Raw genomic sequence first — 2,012 nt, 5'->3', positions numbered from 1 at the left:
TTCATGTAATTGGCTATGTTGTGCATTTTCTCCTTTAATAATCTGGCTAGTGACTTGAGTTCCTCGCTGTCTTAGCAAGGCGTTGACTGCTAAGGCACTAGATAACGGTACCGTTCCATCACTTAAATCTGTTGCACTTAATTGACCACCAATTAATAAAATGGGCAGTTTTTCTGGAACAACATTAATCATCTCTTGATAATCCAAATAGCGGCTACTTTTTTCTGTGGGGCCATTTTCTAGTTCCGTTTCGATGGTTTGCTGTTGACTCGTATCAATAAAATCATTGAAAGGTGCTCCAATGCTGACAAATTTTTCAATTTTAGGTAACGATGCGTCTTGCCCATAGGTTCCTAAATAACGTAAACCACTAACACCACCCATAGAGTGCCCGACAATATTGGCTTTGTTCACTTGATAATTTTTTTGTAAATAGAGTAATGTGTTTTTTATCCATTCTGTTTGATTCCATTCATTGTTTTTATTATCTTCAAATAGAACTTGAACACTGGGATTCGTCGCTTTGCCACTTAAAGCTCCTCGCTCTTTAACCACGGTCCCATCAGGTTTAACGAGTAGCACTAATTCTTGAGTTGTGGCACCTTGTTTCTCCAAGCGATGCAGTAACGAGCCAAACGAATTTTTAGTTCCTGCGTAACCATGAAAAAAAAGTGTTGGTGTTGTTGTGCGGTTTAACTCAACAGTTGCTTCTTTTGTGGCGGCTTGATTGTCATTCTTCGTGGTTGCCCCAATTTGGCAAGCACTTAATAATAGAACAAGACCCATTAGCAAAGAAAAATAACGATATTTTTGGGCATGTTTCATTTTTTTCATTCCTTTCTGCGATGAACTAAAAAAGGCTCTATACTTTTTGATGTTGGTGGATGACACCAGCATCTTTTTTATTTTCCAAAACATATAGAAAAGACACCTTGAAATCCTTTAGAATTAATTTGGCGAACCAACCCAAAAGGAGGAATCAAGATGTCTTACACTCACCTTATCAAAGAAACATTAGATATTCTAGACTTATCAGTTACTTTTAACGAAAATTGTCTCACAAAAGAAAAATACAAAGGGCAAATCTGTCATATTTATCGTGGAAACTTGATTTATACAGCCCAAGAATGCATCCACTGTAAACACCAGATTGCTTCAGATATTGTGCGTTGGGGTACAACAACCGTCCGGTTGTTAATGAACGATGTTTCTGAATACCGTACCTACCTCGAATTGAAAAAGCAACGCTTCAAATGCAAAGCTTGTCAGCGGACCTTTGTCGCAGATACTTCTGTTGCGAAAAAACATTGTTTCATCAGTGAGAAAGTCCGCTGGTCTGTCGTGACTCGTCTGAAAAAAAATACCTCAATGACAGAGATCGCCGCTCAGAAAAATCTATCGGTCTCTTCTGTTTACCGTATTATGAAGCGATTTTATCGTCCGTTGAATCCTTTTCGGACACCGTTACCTAAGGTACTTTGTTTTGATGAATTCAAATCAGTTCGGGGTGTTTCAGGTGCTATGAGTTTCATCATGATGGATGGACAAACACAGCGCTTATTGGACATTGTCGAGAACCGACAACTGCCTTTTTTAAAACGTTATTTTAGTCATTTTTCACGAGAAATTCGTGAAGCGGTCGAATGGATCGTGATTGATATGTACGCTCCTTATGTATCGCTCGTTAAAAAGCTGTTTCCAAAAGCACAGCTGATTATTGACCGGTTTCACATCGTCCAACATATTGGTCGTACCTTTCGCAATCATCGAATCAAAGAAACGAACCAACTATTAAAAAGCAAAGAACAAAAACACTATCAATTAGGTAAGCAATTAAAAAGATACTGGAAACTTCTTCAAAAAGATGAACGCAAGCTTGATTATACTCGACGCCTTTGGCGACCTGGCTTCAAAGCTCATTTAACAGAGACCGATATTGTGGATCGCTTACTGAAAGGGAGCCCTGCTTTGCGTGTAGGCTATCAGTTATATCAAGACTTTCTTTACGCTGT

At 38.7% G+C, this 2,012-nt stretch carries 2 protein-coding genes; one reads left to right on the top strand and one right to left on the bottom strand.

Annotated features, from left to right (window positions below; genetic code table 11):
* Positions 1 to 834, bottom strand: an 834-nt coding sequence (locus KQI94_RS15820; RefSeq protein ID WP_216454623.1) for an alpha/beta hydrolase, incomplete at its 3' end; no start/stop codon positions are given.
* A gap of 150 nt (positions 835 to 984) precedes the next feature.
* Between KQI94_RS15820 and KQI94_RS15815 the strand changes: the two genes are divergently transcribed.
* Positions 985 to 2,012 (top strand): ISL3-like element IS1251 family transposase (locus tag KQI94_RS15815; protein WP_216454298.1); only part of this gene is annotated, 1,028 nt, incomplete at its 3' end.

The sequence above is a fragment of the Enterococcus sp. S183_ASV_20 genome (genome assembly GCF_018919685.1).
Lineage (GTDB): Bacteria > Bacillota > Bacilli > Lactobacillales > Enterococcaceae > Enterococcus > Enterococcus faecalis.
Note: the sequence above shows the minus strand (reverse complement) of the source record. Positions and strands in the feature narration are given on the sequence as shown.